This is a genomic window from Amycolatopsis sp. NPDC051071, from assembly GCF_040682875.1.
GTDB lineage: Bacteria > Actinomycetota > Actinomycetes > Mycobacteriales > Pseudonocardiaceae > Amycolatopsis.
In genome coordinates this window covers 1-15993 of the sequence record NZ_JBFBBY010000028.1, presented here as the reverse complement: position 1 = coordinate 15993, position 15993 = coordinate 1, and the positions used below count along the sequence as shown (strand labels likewise).

Here is a 15993-nt window from a genome sequence, read left to right as displayed (position 1 = left end):
CATCACTGCGACTTGGTTCGATCCGAAACGTCCGACCATCCGAGGTTGGTGTTTTCGGGTTTGGAAAGGTGGAGAAATGCCTGCTCACGAGCGTACGGGCATCTGGTTGATCGGCGCGAGGGGGTCTGTCGCCACGACCGCGGCGGTCGGGTTGCTCGCACTCCGGGCGCGAGTGGCCGGTCCGACCGGCTGTGTCACCGAGCTGCCCGCGTTCGCGGGGGTTCCGTTGCCGGGCTGGGACGACCTGGTCCTCGGCGGGCACGACATCGTGCACACCCCGCTGGAGAAACGTGCTGAACAGCTGGCAGGGGCCGGCGTGTTCGGGCACTCGGTGTTCGCGGCCGTCCGGTCCGGACTGGCCGAAGTGGACGCCGAGATCCGCGACGGCTATCACCCGGCGACGCATACGGGTGCACAGGCCGACGCCGCCGCCCGGCTCACGGCGGACATCCGAGCTTTCGCCGATCGGCACGACCTCGCGCGGGTCGTGGTGGTCAACGTGTCCTCCACCGAGGCCCCGTGTCCTCACCTGCCTGAACACGACGACCTGGACTCGCTGGAGAAGGCGCTGGACGACCCGGCGAGGGCGGTCCTGCCGTCCAGTTCGCTTTCGGCCTACGCGGCACTGAAGGCGGGTGCTCCGTACGTCGAGTTCACGCCGTCCGCCGGGATCACCCTGCCCGCGCTGCGGCAACTCGCCGAGCGGGAAGGCCTGCCGTACGCGGGTTCCGACGGCAAGACCGGCGAGACCCTGCTGCGCACCGTCCTCGCGCCGATGTTCAGCGCGCGGGCACTGAAGGTCCGCTCCTGGGCGGGCACCAACCTTCTCGGCGGTGGTGACGGCGAGACACTGGCCGACCCGGTGACCGCGAACAGCAAGCTGGAATCGAAGGCCCGCGGGCTCGCGGCACTGCTCGGCGACGACGTCACCGCGCCACTGCACATCGACAACGTGCCCGACCTCGGTGAGGTCAAGACCGCTTGGGACCACGTGTCGTTCGAGGGTTTCCTCGGCGCGCGGATGAGCCTGCAGTTCACCTGGACCGGGTTCGATTCGGCACTCGCCGCGCCGCTGATCCTCGACCTCGCCCGCCTGGTCACCGCCGCACACGCCGACGGCCGGAGTGGCGCGCTGACCGAGCTCGGCTTCTTCTTCAAGGATCCGCTGGGCAGTGACGAACACCGGTTTGCCGAGCAGTCCGCCCGCCTGATCGCCTGGGCGGCGACCCTGTGAAGGCTTACGTAGAACTCGTACGGGCGCCCGCCGCGCTGACCGTGCTCGGTGACACGGTCGCCGGGTCGGCGGCCGCCGGGCTCAAGATGACCGGGCGACGGCTGCTGCTGCCGCTGTCCTCGGTCGCCTTCTACTGGGCCGGAATGGCCCTCAACGACTGGGCGGACCGGAAGCTCGACGCCGTGGAGCGTCCCGAGCGGCCGATCCCGTCCGGGCGGGTGAGCGCGGGCGCGGCGCTCACCACCGGTGCCTCGCTGACCGCGGCCGGGCTGGGCCTGGCCGCGCTCGGCGGTGGCCGTCAGGCGATGAAGGTCGCGGTTCCGCTGGCCGCCGCGGTGTGGGCGTACGACACCTTGCTCAAGCCGACCCCGGCCGGACCCTTCGCGATGGCGGCCTGCCGCACCCTCGACGTCCTGCTCGGCGCGGGTGACTCTCCGAAGAAGGCCGCCACCGCCGCGGCGGCGGTGGGTGTCCACACACTGGGCGTCACCGCGTTGTCCACCGGGGAGGTACACGGTGCGAATCCGGCGACGGCCCGCGCCGCACTCGCCACGAGCTGCGCGGCGACAACGTTGGCATTGACCGGTCCGGCCCGCGGTGGCTGGCACCGGGCAGCGTCGATGGCCGCTGGTTCCGGGTACGCGGGGATGGTCGGCCGGGCGCAGGCGGACGCCGTCCGCGATCCGTCGGCGAAGTCCGTGCGCTCGGCGACCAAGAACGGCATCCACGGCATGGTCCCGCTGCAGGCGGCGGTCACGGCCAAGGGTTCGGTGCTGGGAGCCGTGCTGGTCGCGGCCGCGCTGCCGATCGCCCGCAAGCTGTCGCGGAAGGTGAGCCCCACATGACAGTGTTTTCTTTGGGATACGGCACCAACGGGTTCTCCAACCACCGCCTCGACGACGCGCTCGCCGTGATCGCCGATCTCGGCTACACCGGGGTGGCGCTCACGCTGGACCACGACCACCTCGACCCGTTCGCCGACGATCTGACGCGACAGGTCGAGCACGTGTCCTCGCGGCTTTCGGCGCTCGGCCTGAACCGCGTCGTGATCGAGACGGGTGCGCGTTACCTGCTCGACCCGTGGCGCAAGCACTCGCCGACGCTGCTGTCCGACGACCCCGCGCTCCGGATCGACTTCCTCGCGCGGGCACTGCGGATCGCCGGGGACCTCGGGGCGGACTGCGTGTCATTCTGGTCCGGTGTGTCTACTGTGGACAACGACGTCGCGTGGACCCGGTTGCGTGACGGTGTCGCGGCGGTCCTGGAGCACGCCACGCGGCTGAACGTCCGGCTCGCGATGGAGCCCGAGCCCGGGCACCTTGTGCAGCATCTGAGTCAGGTCCTGGACCTGCGCGAGGAACTCGGCGAGCCGGAACTGTTCGGCGTCACACTCGACGTCGGGCACTGCGTTGCCGTCGAGCCGGTGGACGCGGCCGAATGCGTTCGCCTTGCCGGGCCGCTGCTGTGGAACGTCCAGCTCGACGACATGGTGCAAGGAGTCCACGAGCACCTGGAGTTCGGCGACGGACAACTGGATCTGCCCGCGACTTTGACGGCACTGGCGGAGATCGGCTACACCGGGCTGGCCGCGGTCGAGCTGCCTCGGCACAGCCACGCCGCCCCGGATACCGCACGGCGTGCCTTCACGGCACTGACCGCCGCGATGCCGGAGTCGTGGCTGGACAAGGCGGAAAGCCGGATCCGGGAGAAGCCGTCAGTCGTCGGCTCGCTCTTCCCGGCTGTCGGCCGCGAGGTCGGCCGGGCGGCACTGCGACCCGCTACCGATCCGCAGGGGCTCGTCCACGGCACGGTCGACGACCGGGCCAGGGTCCGGCTCGTGAGGGTGCTGGCGGACGTCCTCGACTCCTCGGCGCTGGCCGCCGAGCTGCGGGACCTCTACCGCTACGGCGACGACGCCGAGCGGCGGGGGGTACTGCGGGGGCTCAACTCGCTGGAGTCCCCGGCCGCCGAAGTCGTCGGCACCGGTGTCCAGCTGGTCCAGGACGCGTTGCGGGCCAACGACATTCGCCTGGTCGCCGCCGCCATGGGTGCTTTCGCCCGGTTCCTGGACGACCACGCCTGGCGGCACGGCGTGCTGAAATGCGTCTTCGTCGGCGTTCCGCTCGCCGCCGTCGCGGAACTCGAAACCCGCGTGGACGACGAACTCAGACGGATGCTCGCCGATTTCGCCGACGAACGAAGAGCGGCCGGACGTGAAGTACCCGCCGACGCCCTCTCATTGCTCAAGGAAGGCCACTGACCGTGCGCATCTTCGATCCCCACATCCACATGTCGTCCCGGACCACCGACGACTACGAAGCCATGTACGCGGCGGGCGTCCGCGCGCTCGTCGAACCCGCGTTCTGGCTCGGGCAGCCGCGCACCAGCGTCGGCTCGTACACCGACTACTTCGACGCGCTCATCGGCTGGGAACGCTTCCGCGCTGCCCAGTTCGGCATCCGGCATCACTGCACGATCGCGCTGAACCCCAAGGAAGCCAACGATCCCCGCTGCCGCGAGGTGCTCGACGTGCTCCCGAGGTACCTCGCCAAGGACGGTGTGGTCGCGGTCGGCGAGGTCGGCTACGACTCGATGACCAAGGAAGAGGACGAGGTCTTCGCCCGGCAGCTGGCGATGGCCCTCGAACACGACCTTCCGGTGATGGTGCACACCCCGCACCGCGACAAGCTCGAAGGCACCAAGCGCACGCTCGACGTCGTCCGCGAGGCCGGCATCGCTCCCGAGCGGGTGATCGTCGACCACCTCAACGAGGTCACCGTCAAACTGGTCAAGGATTCCGGTGCCTGGATGGGTTTCTCCATTTACCCGGACACCAAAATGGACGAACACCGGATGGTCGAGATCCTGCGCCAGTACGGGCTGGACAACATGATCGTCAACTCGGCCGCGGACTGGGGTCGCTCGGATCCCCTGAAGACCGCCAAAACCGGGCAGGCGATGCTCGACGGCGGCTTCACCGAGGCCGATGTCGACAAGGTTTTGTGGCAGAACCCGGTCGACTTCTACGACCAAAGTGGACGCCTCACCCTCGACCCGCTGCCCGGTTTCACCGGCGAGGCAGTGACTTTCGAGGGCAACTCGGTCCTGCGAGGTGCCCGCAAATGATCTCCTACTGTACCAACGTCCACCCCGCCGAGGACGTCGATGGCATTGTCGCGCAGCTGGAGCGATACGCGCTCCCGGTGCGTGAACGGCTGGGCGCGGACAAGCTCGGTGTCGGACTGTGGCTCTCCGCCCCGGTCGCCCGTGGACTCGCCGACGACGCTCAGGCACGCAAGGCATTCCGTACGGAGCTGGACGCACGCGGGCTGTCGGTGTACACGCTCAACGCGTTCCCGTACGGCGGTTTCCACGACGAGGTCGTCAAGCACGCGGTCTACCGTCCTGAGTGGACGAACAGCGACCGGGTCTCCTACACGATCGACTGTGTGACCGTGCTCGCGGATCTGCTCGCCGAAGACGCCACCTACGGCAGTATCTCCACCCTGCCGTTGGCTTGGCGTGAACCGTGGACCGACCACGACGACCACCGTGCGGCCGAAGCGTTCGAGCAGGTCGTCCGGGCCATCCGGGAGACCGGCGACCGGCCGATCCGGCTGGCCGTCGAGCCGGAACCCGGTTGTGTCCTCGACACCGTCGCCGACGCGCTGGCGTGGCTGTCCGGCCGCGTCGACCCGGAGTACGTCGGACTGTGCCTGGACACCTGCCATCTCGCGGTGTCGTTCGCCGACCCGGCGGAGACACTGGCCGCGATCGCGAAGTCCGATGTGGACATCGTCAAGGTGCAGGCGTCGGCGGCTCTGCACGTCGAGAAGCCTGCCGAGGCACGCGAAGCCCTGGCCGCCTTCGCCGAACCGCGCTACCTGCACCAGGTGCGGGAACTCGGTGCCGACGGTGTCGTGCACAAGGCCGACGATCTCCCCGAGGCATGGGAACAGCTGCCGGGTGAGGGCCCGTGGCGCGTGCACTTCCACATGCCGTTGCACCAGGCCCCGGCCGCGCCGCTGTCGACCACGACCGACGTCCTGCGCACCGTCGCCGCCGGGCTGCCCGGCGAACCGCATATCGAGGTCGAGACCTACACCTGGAGCGTGCTCCCGGACGCCGGTGACCTCGTCGGCGGGATCGCGGCGGAACTCGAGTGGGCCAAGGCGAATCTCGTCAAGGAAGGGGTTTCCGCATGAAGCCGCTGGTCGTCATCGACGTCGTCGGGCTGACCCCGAAGGCGTTGCGGGACATGCCGAACCTGTCCGCCGTCGCCCGCGACGGCTGGCAGGCCGAACTGGGCACGGTGCTGCCCGCCGTCACCTGCAGTGCGCAGTCGACGTTCCTCACCGGGCTCATGCCCGCGCAGCACGGGATCGTCGGCAACGGCTGGTACTTCCGCGAACTCGGCGAGATCTTCCTGTGGCGTCAGCACAACCGGCTCGTCAGTGGCGAGAAGCTGTGGGAGACCGCGCGGACGGCGCACCCCGGCTACACGTCGGCGAACGTGTGCTGGTGGTACGCGATGGGGATGAGCACCGACGTCACGGTGACCCCGCGGCCGATCTACCACGCCGACGGCCGCAAGTCGCCGGACGCCTACGTGCGTCCGCCGGAACTACACGACCAGCTGACCGGCGCGCTGGGGGAGTTCCCGCTCTTCCAGTACTGGGGCCCGACGGCGTCGATCAAGTCGAGCAAGTGGGTGATCGGCGCGTCACGGCAAATCCTGCGTGAGAAGCGTCCGGATCTGTTGCTGACCTATGTTCCGCACCTGGACTACGACCTGCAGCGCTTCGGTCCCGACGCGCCGCAGGCCGCTTTGGCGGCACGGGACCTGGACAAGGCACTCGCGCCGCTGCTCGACGACGCCCGTAACGCCGGGGCGACCGTGGTCGCACTCAGCGAGTACGGGATCACGAACGTCAGCAGGCCGGTGGACATCAACCGGGCGCTGCGTCGCGAGGGGCTGCTGGAGGTCTACACCCAGGCGGGTATGGAGTACCTCGACCCGTGGGCGTCGCGTGCGTTCGCCGTCGCCGACCACCAGGTGGCGCACGTCTACGTCCGCGATGAGTCCGATGTGGAGCGTGTCCGGTCGATCATCGGTGAGCTGACCGGCGTCGACGAAGTCCTCGATAGGGAGGCACAGGCCAAGTACGGCATCGACCACGAACGCGCCGGCGAACTCGTCGCCGTCGCCGAGCCGGACTCGTGGTTCACCTACTACTACTGGCTCGACGACGAGCGGAAGCCCGACTTCGCGCGCGGCGTCGAGATCCACCGCAAACCGGGCTACGACCCCGCCGAGCTGTTCTTCGACCCGGAGGACAAGTTCGCCAAGGCACGGGCCGGGCTCAACCTGGCGAAGAAGTTCGCCGGGCTGCGGTACGCGATGGACGTCGTCCCGACCGAGCCACGCTGGGTGCGTGGCTCGCACGGGCGGCTGCCCGACGCGGGTGAGGACGGTCCGGTGCTGTTGTGCAGTGATCCGGCCTTCCAGCCGTCCGGTCGTGTCGGTGCGACGGGCGTTCATCCACTGCTCCTGTCGTTGCAGGGGCTCAAGTAGTCGTGAGTGATTTGGGTCGTTCTAACGACCCAAATCACTCACGAACCCACCTCCGCCATCACCGACCCCGGTGGGACCGGCCCGCTGTTCCTCGTGTTCAAGGGCGGTTCCGGCGGCTTGTTCGACGTCGATGCGATCACTTTCGAGGAGAACTGATGAGCCGTCCGATCACACTGTTCACCGGCCAGTGGGCGGATCTCCCGTTCACCGAGGTGTGCAGGCTGGCCAGCGAATGGGGCTACGACGGCCTCGAAATCGCGTGTTCCGGCGATCACTTCGAGGTCGGCCGCGCACTGTCCGAAGAGGACTACGTGCCCGGACGCCTGAAGCTGCTCGCTGACCACGGCCTCAAGGTGTGGGCCATTTCCAACCACCTCGTCGGCCAGGCCATCTGCGACGACCCGATCGACGAACGCCACCAGGCCATCATTCCCTCGCGGGTGTGGGGCGACGGTGAACCGGAAGGCGTCCGGCAGCGGGCCGCCAAGGAAATGGCCGACACCGCCCGCGCGGCGGCGAAACTCGGGGTGGACACGGTGATCGGCTTCACCGGTTCGAAGACCTGGAAGTACGTCGCGATGTTCCCGCCGGTCTCGCAGGCGGTCATCGACGACGGTTACTCGGACTTCGCCGACCGGTGGAACCCGATTCTCGACGTCTTCGACGAGGTGGGCGTCCGGTTCGCCCACGAGGTCCACCCGTCGGAGATCGCTTACGACTACTGGACCACCAAACGTGCGCTCGAAGCTGTCGGCAACCGTCCGGCATTCGGGCTGAATTGGGATCCTTCGCATTTCGTCTGGCAGGACCTCGACCCGGTCGGCTTCATCCTCGATTTCGCCGACCGGATCTACCACGTGGATTGCAAGGACACCAGGAAACGGTTCGACGGACGCAACGGAAGGCTCGGTTCGCATCTCCCCTGGGGAGACCCCCGACGCGGCTGGGACTTCGTTTCGACCGGGCACGGCGACGTGCCGTGGGAGGACTGTTTCCGGGCACTGAATTCGATCGGTTACGCCGGTCCGATCTCGGTGGAGTGGGAAGACGCCGGCATGGACCGGCTCCGGGGCGCGGCGGAAGCCGTGACCTTTCTGCGGGGGCTCCTGTTCGACAAGCCGTCGGCGGCCTTCGACGCGGCTTTCAGCAACCAGAAGTGAGGGCGGTTTCATGTGCGGTGAAGAAGCTGAGCGGTTCCACTCTCGACGTTCACTCCTGCGAGGTGCCGCGACGGCGGCGGTCGCGGTCGGTGCGGCGGTAGCCCTGCCGGGCGTGGCCAGTGCGGCCACCGAGGGACACGGCCACCACGGTCGGGGCCGCGTCCCGGTGGACAAGATCAGCATCCAGCTCTACTCCCTGCGCACCGCGTTGCAGGCCGATCTTCCGGGAACCCTGTCCGCGCTGGCGGACATCGGCTACCGGAAGGTCGAACTGGCAGGCACCTACGGCCGCACGGCCGAGGAGTTTCGCGGCCTGCTCGACAAGAACCGCATCCGGGCGACGTCCACGCATGTGGGTATCGACGGGGACATCGACAAGACCATCGCGGACGCGAAGGTCCTCGGGAACACCCGCGCCAACGTTCCGTTCGCGGCCTTCGACACCATCGACGGCTGGACGCGGTTCGCGGGACGGCTCGACACGGCGGCACGGAAGTTCCGCCAGGCCGGGATCCCGCTCGGGTACCACAACCACGCGCACGAGTTCGCGCCCCTTGGCGGCGTACGCCCGTACGACGTGCTCACCAGGAACACGAACCCGCGTTACGTGCACCTGGAGATCGACCTGTTCTGGGCGGTGGAAGGCGGCGTCGACCCGGTTTCGCTGTACCGGCAGCACTTCCCGCGCGTGGTCCAGTACCACGTCAAGGACCGGACGGCGGACGGCAAGATGGTCGACCCCGGCAAGGGCGTCATCGACTTCCCCCGCATCTTCCGGAACACCCGCGCCAATCTGCACGAGTACATCGTCGAGCACGACAACCCCACGGATCCCCTGAGCACCGCCCAGACCGGGTTCACCTATCTCCGTAACGTCCGCTTCTGACTGGGGAATCCACCATGGACAAGAACAAACGCGGGCTGTCCCGCAGATCGATGCTCGCGGGTACCGCGGCCGGGGTCCTCGCCCCGGTCGTGGTGTCGGCCAGCGCCGGCTCGGCCCCCGCGGCCGCCGCCGGGATGACCCGCAACATCACCGTGTACGCCGACTACGTTCCCGGTTCGACCCGGGTCGGTTACGGGCTGGAGCCCGGCAAGCCGACGATCCCCGGACCGCTCCTGGAGTGCTACGAGGGCGACACGCTGGTGATCGAACTGGTCAACAACACCGACCAGCGGCTTTCGATCCACCCGCACGGCGTCAACTACGACACCAAGTCGGACGGCTCACCGTTCAACGATTCCTTCAACAAACCGTACGAGACCAAGACCTACACCTGGAAGACGCGGACGGCTTACCAGGCGGCCAACGGTTTCTGGATGCCCGGCAGCGCGGGCTACTGGCACTACCACGACCACGCGTTCGGCGGGGATCACGGCACCGTGGGCCTGATGAAGGGGCTCTACGGCGGTTTGATCGTGCGCAAACGCGGGGATCTGCTGCCCAGCAAGCAGTTCACCGTGGTGTTCACCGAAATGTGGATCAACCACCAGATCGCCCCGAACACCCCGATCTTCGAGGCGAACCTCGGTGAACGCGTCGAGTTCATCTGCATCGGGCACGGCAACCTGATGCACACCTTCCACCTGCACGCGCACCGCTGGGCGGACACCCGCACCGGCATGCTCACCAGCGCGACCGACAACGCCCCGATCCTCGACAACAAAACCCTCGACCCCGGCAACTCCTTCGGGTTCCAGGTGATCGCCGGTGACGGCGTCGGGCCGGGCGCGTGGATGTACCACTGCCATGTCCAGCAGCATTCGGACGACGGCATGTCCGGCGTGTTCCTGGTCCGCAACGCCGACGGCGGGATGCCCGCGGGCGCACAGGAGGCGATCGACCGCTTCAAGGGTCATCAGCACCCGACTTCCACTCCGGACGCCACCGGCGCTTCGGCCCATACCCACCACTAGCTCGGTCGTGAGTGTTTTGGGTCGTTAGAACGACCCAAAACACTCACGACCCATCGCTTGAAAGGAGCGAGATCTTGAGACGAGTCTTTTCGAAGCGCCGCCTCCGCAGACGGTCACTGGCCGCGTTGGCGGTCGGGGCCGTTGTCACGGCGGGGCTTCCGCTGGCCATCGCACCGGTGACCGCCGAAGCCGCCACGAACGTGCCGGTGAACGTCCTGGTCTTCCACGGCACCGCCGCGGACCAGAAGGACCCCGTCCTGCGTGCCACGGACGCGATCGCGAGCCTTGGCCAGGCGAACGGCATCTCCGTATCGTCCACTTCGGACCCAGCGGTGTTCACGCAGGCGAACCTCGCGAAGTACCGCGGCGTCGTCTTCCTTTCCGCGCAGGGCATCACGCTCAACCGCGACCAGGAAACCTCGCTGCAGAACTACATGAAGGCGGGCGGTGGCTTCCTCGGGCTGTCGGACGCCGCTCGTGCGCAGGACGGTTCGCAGTGGTTCTCCGGCCTGATCGGAGCGCGTCCGGTGGGGGCGCGTCCCACGCCGGAGGCGATCGCCTCGGTCACCGCGAGTGCGGAGAACCCGCCCAACGAGACCAAGGAAAAGCTGGCCGACAACAACGAGAACACCAAGTGGCTGGCCTTCGCGAACACCGGCTGGGTCGCTTACAAGCTGGCCGCCCCGGTCGCGGTGAGCAGCTACGCGCTGGTGTCCGCCAACGACTTCGCCGGACGTAACCCGAAGAACTGGACCTTCCAGGGCTCCAACGACGGGACCACGTGGACCGATCTGGACACCCGGACGAACGAGGTGTTCACCGATCCGCTCCAGAGCCGCACGTTCACCTTCGCCAACACCACGGCGTACTCGAACTACCGGCTGAACATCACCGCCAACGCGGGTGACCCGATCATCCAGCTGGCCGACTTCAAGCTGTTCAAGGACCAGTCGAACACCCCGCCGCCGCCGGAGACCGCTCCGGCGGAGGCCACGGTCGACGTCCTCGACAAGGTGAACCCGGCCACCGCGGGCCTGCCGCAGAAGTGGGTCCGCACGGACCGGTGGCTCAACTGGGAGGTCAACCCGGTCGGCACCGTGCACACCGTCGCTCAGGTCGAAGAAGCGACCTACAAGCCGGGTGTCGGCGCGAACGGCGCCTTCCACCCGATCTCGTGGTGCCGTGACTACGACGGCGGCCGTTCCTTCTACTCCGGGATGGGCCGGACCGAGGCGAGCTACGGCGAAGCCCAGTTCCGCGGTCACATCCTCGGTGCGCTGAAGTGGACCACCGGCATGGTCCGCGGTGACTGCAAGGCGGGTATCGCGGCCAACTACAAGGTCGAACGCCTGACCGCGAAGAACCAGGCAGGCCAGCTCGACCAGATCGGCGAGCCGCACGGGCTCACCATCGCACCCGACGGCCGGGTGTTCTACATCGGCCGCGCGGCCTGCCCGACCGGTTTCGTGGAGAGCTGGGACGACCCGAACGTCGGCCTCGGCTGCGGCACGGTCCACCAGTGGGACCCGGTCACCAAGAAGGCGAAGCTGCTCACCACGTTGAAGGTGATGGGCAACCGCGGCAACACCAGTGAAATGATCAAGAACGAGGAAGGCCTCCTTGGCCTGACGCTGGACCCGAAGTTCACCCAGAACGGCTTCATGTACGCCTACTGGATGCCGCACGAGTCGATCAACCGTGACACGCGGATCGGCAAGCGGGTTGTTTCCCGGTTCACCTACGACCTGAAGAACCAGACGCTGGACCAGGCGACCCGCAAGGATCTGCTCTCGTGGGACGTCCAGATCCACAGCTGCTGCCACGCCGGTGGTGGTATGGACTTCGACAAGGATGGGAATCTTTACGTCGGTTCCGGTGACAGCAACTCGTCGCAGGGGTCCAACGGGTACTCCGGTAACAACTGGACCCAGGACTACAAGGGCGTCTCGTTCCAGGACGCGCGCCGCACCGCCGGCAACACCAACGACCTCAACGGAAAGATCCTGCGGATCCACCCGGAGGCCGACGGTACGTACACCAACCCGGCAGGCAACCTGTTCCCCGAGGCGAACGATCCTGGCAACAAGACCAGGCCCGAGATCTACGTGATGGGCGTGCGGAACATCTCGCGTCTGCAAATCGACAAGAAGACCAACTGGCTGACCGCGGCCTGGGTCGGTCCGGACGCGACGTCGCCGAGCCCGGAACTCGGCCCGGCGAAGTACGAGACCGCCACGATCATCACCGAGGCGGGCAACCACGGCTGGCCGTACTGCATGGGTAACAAGCAGCCCTATCGCGACCGCAGCAGCACCGACGCCGCGGTCCTCACCGGCTGGTACGACTGCGACAACCCGGTCAACACCTCGCCGCGCAACACCGGCCTGGTGAACCTGCCGCCGGTCAAGAAGAACATGATCTGGTACGCGCCGGACGGCGGCGGGCCGGTGTTCCCCAACCGTCCCAACAGCTCCGTCCCGACGTACAACGCGGCCGAGGCCACCTACACGCAGCCCTACCTCAAGGGCGGCGGCCAGGCGGTCATGACCGGGCCGACGTACCACCGCGACCTGGTCAACACCAACAGCGGTGTCGCGTGGCCGTCGTACTGGAACGACAAGTGGTTCATCGGTGACCAGAGCAACGGCCTGAACCGGATCGCGGTCACCGTCGACCCGAACGGCGTGCCGAAGCAGGATCCGCCGGTGTTCGCCGAAACGGTGCGGCAGATCCTGCCGACCGGTGGTGGTGACCAGAAGCTGCAGAGCTGGATGGACGCCAAGTTCGGGCCGGACGGCGCGCTGTACGCGCTCGACTACGGCAACGGGTTCTTCACCCTGGACGGCAACCAGAAGCTGCTGAAGATCAGCTACACCGGCGGCGAGGCGACCCCGTCCGCGGCGGCGATGTCGACCATGGTGCAGAACAAGCCGCTCACCGCGGCCTTCACCGGGTCGAAGTCCGGCGGCGTCTCCTACAAGTGGGAGTTCGGCGACGGCACCATCTCGACGCAGGCCGACCCGCGGCACACCTACCCGCGCACCGGCCTGTACACCGCGAAGCTGACCGTGACCTACGCGGACGGCGAGACGGTGACCACGCGGAACTCGGTGAGTGTCGGCTGTTTCGTGGCGGATCCCAGCGCCACGGTGATGATCGGTGACACCGACACCGGGGTGACCAACCGGAACGCGGGTGGCGGGTGCACGGTCGACGACATGATCGACGACGAGAGCACGTGGACCTCCCACGCCGGTTTCGTCAACCATGTCACGCAGGCCGTGGACCGGCTCGGTGATCTCGGGGTGCTGAACTCGGCCGAGTCGGAGAAGATCACCACCGCGGCCGCCGCGTCGCCCATCGGCAACAAGGGCGTCACCGGCTACGACGCGATCTACGACGGCACGGCGGAATCGTTCCGCAACTGGTCGCAGGCGCCGTCCGGGCAGTTCGCCATCCAGCCGGACGGGTCACTGCGACCGTCGGGCGGGCTGGGGATGCTGTGGTACTCGGCACGGCAGTTCGGCAACTTCTCGGTGAAGCTGCAGTTCAAGGACATCGCGCCGACGGGCAGCGCGAACAGTGGTGTGTTCGTCCGGTTCCCGGACCCGCGCACTCCGCTGGAGCAGCGTCCGCCGGGCAGCTGTGGCACGGTCGGGTCGGCGAAGACGTCGCAGGCCTGGGTCGCGATCTACTGTGGACACGAGGTCCAGCTGTACGACGGGGCCACCGGTGAACCGCAGAAGACCGGGTCGATCTACAACTTCGACCCGCGGCCGCTGGACCAGGCGGGTGTGAAGCCGAAGGGGACCTGGAACGAGTACGAGGTCAAGGTCGTCGGGCAGAAGTACACGATCAGCCGCAACGGCGTCGTGATCAACGAGTTCGAGAACGCGCCGGGGATCAACTCGTCGCGGGCAGGCGACCCGTCGACCGACTTCCGGCAGTTCGTCAGCGGGTTCATCGGTCTGCAGAACCACGGTGACAACGACCTGATGGAGTTCCGCAACATCCGGGTGCGGCAGCTGTAGCCAAGACCGGCCGGGCGCGGCCTCCCTCGCGCCCGGCCGGTCTCCCTGTACGGAAGGTTTCCCGTGATGTCCCCAAGAATCCTCGTCGCGGCCCTGCTGGCCGCGGCGCTCGCGATAGCCGGCCTGGTACTACCGGTTTCCACCGCACCCGCCGTCGCCGCACCCGTCCAGACCCTGGAATGGACGGCGGGCAACAGCACCGACCACTACCTCAGCGCGCCTGCTACCGCGGTGGCCGGTGAGACCAAGATCCTGTTCAAGAACACCGAAGCCCTCGGCTCGACGATGTCGCACTCGCTGACGTTCGACACGTCGACCGCCGGCTACAACCACGACGTCAACCTCAACATCCTCGCGAACCCCTACGACGAGCAGAACGGCGAGCACGAAGCGACCGTGACGCTCACGCCCGGGAAGTACCGGTTCTACTGCACGGTGCAGGGGCACAGCAAAATGGTCGGCGAGCTCATCGTCACCGATGGCGGCGGCGGCCCTGACACCACGCCGCCGACCGTGACCGCCAACGTCACCGGCACCAAGGACACGGCGGGCAACTACGTCGGTTCCGCCACGGTGAACCTGGCCGCTTCGGACAGCCAGTCCGGTGTGGACAAGGTCGAATACCAGCTCGACGGTGGTGCCTGGACCGCGTACACGACACCCGTGGTGGTTTCGGCCGTCGGCTCGCATATGGTCCACCATCGCGCTTCGGACAAGGCCGGGAACGTTTCCCCGGAAGGGATGTCGTCGTTCAGCGTCGTCGCGGGCCAGCCCGGTGACAAGACGCCGCCGACCGTGACGTCCGAGGTGACCGGGACCAAGGACGGTGCGGGGAACTACCTCGACACCGCCACCGTGAAGGTCACCGCCACCGACGCCGATTCCGGCGTCGACAAGGTCGAGTACAAAGTGGACGATGGCGCCTGGACCGCGTACACCGCTGCGGTCGCGGTTTCCGCGCCGGGTATGCACATGGTCCACTACCGCGCGTCGGACAAGGCGGGCAACGTCTCGCCGGAGGGCATGGCGCACTTCACGATCGTCAGCAGTGACACCACCGCGCCGACCGTGACCTCCGCGGTGACCGGCACCAAGGACCCCGCCGGGAACTACGTCGGCAAGGCGACCGTGGCGCTGACGGCCACCGACGCCGGTTCGGGTGTCGGCAAGGTCGAGTACAAATTGGACGGTGGCCCGTGGCTGACGTACTCGGCGCCACTCGCGCTGACCGTCGTCGGCGCGCATACGGTGAACTTCCGCGCGACCGACAAGGCGGGCAACATCTCGCCGGAAGGCACGGCGACGTTCACCATCGTCGAGGGTGACGACAGCACCGCGCCGGTCGTTTCCGTGGTGGTGAGCGGTGATCTGGACGGAAACTGGTCGTACATCGAGGACGCGACCATCAACCTGACCGCGACCGACACCGGGTCCGGTGTGGACAAGATCGAGTATAAACTGGACGGTGGGGCGTGGACGGTCTACACCGCGCCGGTCAAGGTGACCGCGCTCGGTACGCACACGCTGACCTACCGGGCCTCGGACAAGGCGGGCAACGTCTCGGCGGAACAGGGCGGCGCGTTCACCATCGTCGCCGCGCCGCCGGGACCGGACGCCTGCCCGGACTCCGACGTCCGGGACACCGTGATCCTCGGCTCGGCGGACAGCCAGGTCGAGAACCGCGACACCGGCAACGGCTGCACCATCAACGACGTGATCGACGACGAGTCGGACTACTCGTCGAACGACCAGTTCGTCGTCTACGTGCGGGCCGTGACGCAGGAGCTGCTGGACGGCGAGGTCCTCTCGCCGGATGAGCGGAACCTGATCGTCACCGCGGCGATCGACTCCGGCATCGGCGGCTCGACCGCGGAGCCAGAGCCGCAGAAGAAGCCGGAGACGAAGAACCCCGGCATGAAGAAGGTCGTGAAGACACCCATCCGGGACGTCTGAGCGGAGCCTGTTAGCGCGTGAAGGCCCCCTTCCCTCGGCTGAACCGAGGGCCCGTGGGCGGAACCCCCCGGCACCCCAGCGGTGGGGGGACGGGACGCGCTGTATACGGAACATGCGAGAACA

12 protein-coding genes are annotated in these 15993 nt (G+C 67.6%); all 12 read left to right on the top strand.

The genetic code is table 11. From position 1 onward, the window contains the following. The first annotated feature begins 76 nt into the window (after window positions 1-76). The 12 genes from AB0M65_RS12390 (at window position 77) to AB0M65_RS12335 (ending at window position 15870) form a co-directional block, all read left to right on the top strand. Window positions 77-1234, top strand: a complete 1158-nt coding sequence (locus AB0M65_RS12390) for an inositol-3-phosphate synthase (RefSeq protein WP_364025649.1) — start codon at window positions 77-79, stop codon at window positions 1232-1234. Next, window positions 1231-2079, top strand: coding sequence for an SCO3242 family prenyltransferase (locus AB0M65_RS12385; protein WP_364025646.1), 849 nt, complete (start codon window positions 1231-1233; stop codon window positions 2077-2079). The genes AB0M65_RS12390 and AB0M65_RS12385 overlap by 4 nt, the downstream gene beginning before the upstream one ends. Continuing rightward, the gene (locus tag AB0M65_RS12380) at window positions 2076-3494 is read left to right on the top strand and encodes an EboA domain-containing protein (protein WP_364025643.1); all 1419 of its coding nucleotides are present in this window, start codon (window positions 2076-2078) and stop codon (window positions 3492-3494) included. Before AB0M65_RS12385 ends, AB0M65_RS12380 begins: the two co-directional genes overlap by 4 nt. Before the next feature lie 2 nt (window positions 3495-3496). Continuing rightward, entirely contained in the window at window positions 3497-4360 is an 864-nt protein-coding gene (locus tag AB0M65_RS12375) for a TatD family hydrolase (RefSeq protein WP_364025640.1), read from the top strand. Beyond that, window positions 4357-5439: a metabolite traffic protein EboE gene (eboE, locus tag AB0M65_RS12370; protein ID WP_364025637.1), complete on the top strand. Its 1083-nt coding sequence runs from the start codon at window positions 4357-4359 to the stop codon at window positions 5437-5439. Before AB0M65_RS12375 ends, eboE begins: the two co-directional genes overlap by 4 nt. Further along, window positions 5436-6809 (top strand): nucleotide pyrophosphatase/phosphodiesterase family protein, encoded by a 1374-nt coding sequence (locus AB0M65_RS12365; RefSeq protein WP_364025634.1) that lies wholly within the window; start codon window positions 5436-5438, stop codon window positions 6807-6809. Before eboE ends, AB0M65_RS12365 begins: the two co-directional genes overlap by 4 nt. 6 nt (window positions 6810-6815) lie before the next feature. Beyond that, window positions 6816-6965, top strand: coding sequence for a hypothetical protein (locus tag AB0M65_RS12360; protein ID WP_364025632.1), 150 nt, complete (start codon window positions 6816-6818; stop codon window positions 6963-6965). Beyond that, on the top strand, window positions 6965-7969 hold the full coding sequence (locus AB0M65_RS12355) for a sugar phosphate isomerase/epimerase family protein (RefSeq protein ID WP_364025629.1): 1005 nt from the start codon (window positions 6965-6967) through the stop codon (window positions 7967-7969). Before AB0M65_RS12360 ends, AB0M65_RS12355 begins: the two co-directional genes overlap by 1 nt. A gap of 10 nt (window positions 7970-7979) precedes the next feature. Next, window positions 7980-8855, top strand: a complete 876-nt coding sequence (locus tag AB0M65_RS12350; RefSeq protein WP_364025626.1) for a sugar phosphate isomerase/epimerase — start codon at window positions 7980-7982, stop codon at window positions 8853-8855. Window positions 8856-8869: 14 nt separating this feature from the next. Further along, window positions 8870-9886, top strand: coding sequence for a multicopper oxidase domain-containing protein (locus tag AB0M65_RS12345; RefSeq protein ID WP_364025623.1), 1017 nt, complete (start codon window positions 8870-8872; stop codon window positions 9884-9886). Window positions 9887-9960: 74 nt separating this feature from the next. Next, window positions 9961-13917 (top strand): ThuA domain-containing protein, encoded by a 3957-nt coding sequence (locus tag AB0M65_RS12340; protein ID WP_364025620.1) that lies wholly within the window; start codon window positions 9961-9963, stop codon window positions 13915-13917. 66 nt (window positions 13918-13983) lie between these two features. Then, window positions 13984-15870 (top strand): copper-binding protein, encoded by a 1887-nt coding sequence (locus AB0M65_RS12335; protein ID WP_364025617.1) that lies wholly within the window; start codon window positions 13984-13986, stop codon window positions 15868-15870. The last annotated feature ends 123 nt before the right edge of the window (window positions 15871-15993 follow it).

Bases quoted from the DNA above. Each gene is read 5' to 3' on its own strand.
- AB0M65_RS12390 (WP_364025649.1), top strand. From the start codon at position 77: ATGCCTGCTCACGAGCGTACGGGCATCTGGTTGATCGGCGCGAGGGGG.
- AB0M65_RS12380 (WP_364025643.1), top strand. From the start codon at position 2,076: ATGACAGTGTTTTCTTTGGGATACGGCACCAACGGGTTCTCCAACCAC.
- eboE (WP_364025637.1), top strand. From the start codon at position 4,357: ATGATCTCCTACTGTACCAACGTCCACCCCGCCGAGGACGTCGATGGC.
- AB0M65_RS12365 (WP_364025634.1), top strand. From the start codon at position 5,436: ATGAAGCCGCTGGTCGTCATCGACGTCGTCGGGCTGACCCCGAAGGCG.
- AB0M65_RS12355 (WP_364025629.1), top strand. From the start codon at position 6,965: ATGAGCCGTCCGATCACACTGTTCACCGGCCAGTGGGCGGATCTCCCG.
- AB0M65_RS12350 (WP_364025626.1), top strand. From the start codon at position 7,980: ATGTGCGGTGAAGAAGCTGAGCGGTTCCACTCTCGACGTTCACTCCTG.
- AB0M65_RS12345 (WP_364025623.1), top strand. From the start codon at position 8,870: ATGGACAAGAACAAACGCGGGCTGTCCCGCAGATCGATGCTCGCGGGT.
- AB0M65_RS12335 (WP_364025617.1), top strand. From the start codon at position 13,984: ATGTCCCCAAGAATCCTCGTCGCGGCCCTGCTGGCCGCGGCGCTCGCG.